A 1,683-nucleotide genomic window follows, 5' to 3' on the forward strand; every position below is an offset into this window, starting at 1 on the left:
GGATTTCTGTCTCATCTTCGCTCCTTTGAATGGCTACGATGAACCAGAAATCCTCCTCTCTCAGTTAAACCGATTTTGTCTCATTGCTGCTGACGCCGCACAGTCCTTGAGGCTGTCCTTGGGCGTCGCCGGGTCCAGCCAGGCGTCATAGTAGGCCGGGTCGAGAATGAGAGGCTGCCGATCATGCAACTGCTTCATCGGTTCTGCGGCAGGCTCGGTGATGATGGTGCAGCTGGTTATGTCGAGATTGGAATTGTAAGCCCAAAGCCCGGCGAACGAGAAAGGCGCGTGGCCTGGCTGGTAGATGTGCCAAGGGTCTTTCTTGCCGTCGGCAGGCGATATCGTCCACTCGTAGAAGCCATCGGCAGGGATCAGGCAGCGCTTGGACTTGTAGGCGTCGCGGAAGGCGGGCGCTGTATCGATGCCCTCAATCCTGGCATTGAACATAGCCGCCTTGGGCATTTCCTTTGCCCAGAAAGGGACCAGCCACCAGCGCCCTTCACGCAGCCGGTGGTTGCCATCCTCACCGGCAGTGACGAATGGGACATCCTGAGTCGGCGCGATGTTGTACCGGGGCTCGTCGTTGCGGCCCGTCTCCGCCGGCGCAGTCAGGCGGTAGAGCCGGTGGATTTCCGACCACGACAGATATTTGGTGTAACGTCCGCACATCGCTCTGCCTCAGTTGCGCAGGAGTTCAGGCACGCTGAGCGGGCCAAGGTCGGAATTCTCCTATACTCGTCGCTGCGGCGCCAGACGCCGCGTATCTTGGCGGCGGTGACCGATTGATTGCCTTCGCCAGTAGCCTTGCGGAAGGCTCTGGGCGACCACAGAGTTCCCCTTGGTGTGCGCTGTGGAGGCAAAAAGGACAAAGTCGACGACGATCATCCCATGTCCCCTCTCACTGCGGACTTAGCAAAGGCTCTCGCAAGGAATGCCGTCCTTGTCGCGGTCGAGCTTGCCGCCCCAAGAGCAGTTGGCCAAATACCAGTTCGCCTCGTTGCATGAGCTGATCTGGGGACAGGTTCGCCGTGGCTGACAAAAATAGCTCTGCGCCACCTGCCCATTACGCATGATGCCGAGTGGTTGTTTTGCTGACGGCCTGGTGGTGCCATTCGCATGCTCTGCGCGCCAATCCCATGGCGCCTGAAACGCTCCAGCCCACAGACCGACCTTCGCCGCCTGGGCCTTCGCCTGCTGTCTTGCGTAGGCTCCGTGGCTGTAGCGCGGCCAATCTAGTGCCAAGCCCCGCTCGACAAGCCAGCTCTGGACGTTGCGACCGTCGGCGCGATCGCAATCCCCAACAAGCCGGCCGTACCGGTCTCGGTTAACAAAGCTGCAATGCAACGGACGCGATGCAGCCAGGAACTCGTCCAAGGCTTGGGCAGCATGGCGCCCGCAGGCGTATTCGAAGCCCTTAGCGTCTTCGCAATATTGCTTACTCTCGGGCGCATCGATGCCGTTGAAGCGGATGCGCTGTCCGTGGATCTCGATCGTGTCGCCGTCGATCACAGACGCGACACCGGCGATCGGCGCCGGCTTCGAGCCGAACCAATTCGATGCATTGATCTCTGGCAAACTTTTGTGCGGCGTCAGCAGCAATGAGACAAAATCGGTTTAACTGAGAGAGGAGGATTTCTGGTTCATCGTAGCCATTCAAAGGAGCGAAGATGAGACAGAAATCCG

General features: G+C 59.4%; 2 protein-coding genes. Both read right to left on the reverse strand.

The annotated features are described in order from the left end of the window. Positions 1-60 precede the first annotated feature (60 nt). Positions 61-669, reverse strand: a complete 609-nt coding sequence (locus tag NKI64_RS32075; RefSeq protein ID WP_352672082.1) for an SOS response-associated peptidase — start codon at positions 667-669, stop codon at positions 61-63. A gap of 240 nt (positions 670-909) precedes the next feature. Next, positions 910-1,599 carry a thermonuclease family protein gene (locus NKI64_RS32080; protein ID WP_352672084.1) on the reverse strand — a complete coding sequence of 230 codons (690 nt, stop codon included), beginning with the start codon at positions 1,597-1,599 and terminating at the stop codon, positions 910-912. Between the last annotated feature and the right edge of the window lie 84 nt (positions 1,600-1,683).

The sequence above is a fragment of the Mesorhizobium sp. M0478 genome, assembly GCF_040321305.1.
Classification (GTDB): Bacteria; Pseudomonadota; Alphaproteobacteria; order Rhizobiales; family Rhizobiaceae; genus Mesorhizobium.

Coding starts and splice junctions, on each gene's coding strand:
- NKI64_RS32075 (WP_352672082.1), bottom strand. CDS start 669: ATGTGCGGACGTTACACCAAATATCTGTCGTGGTCGGAAATCCACCGG.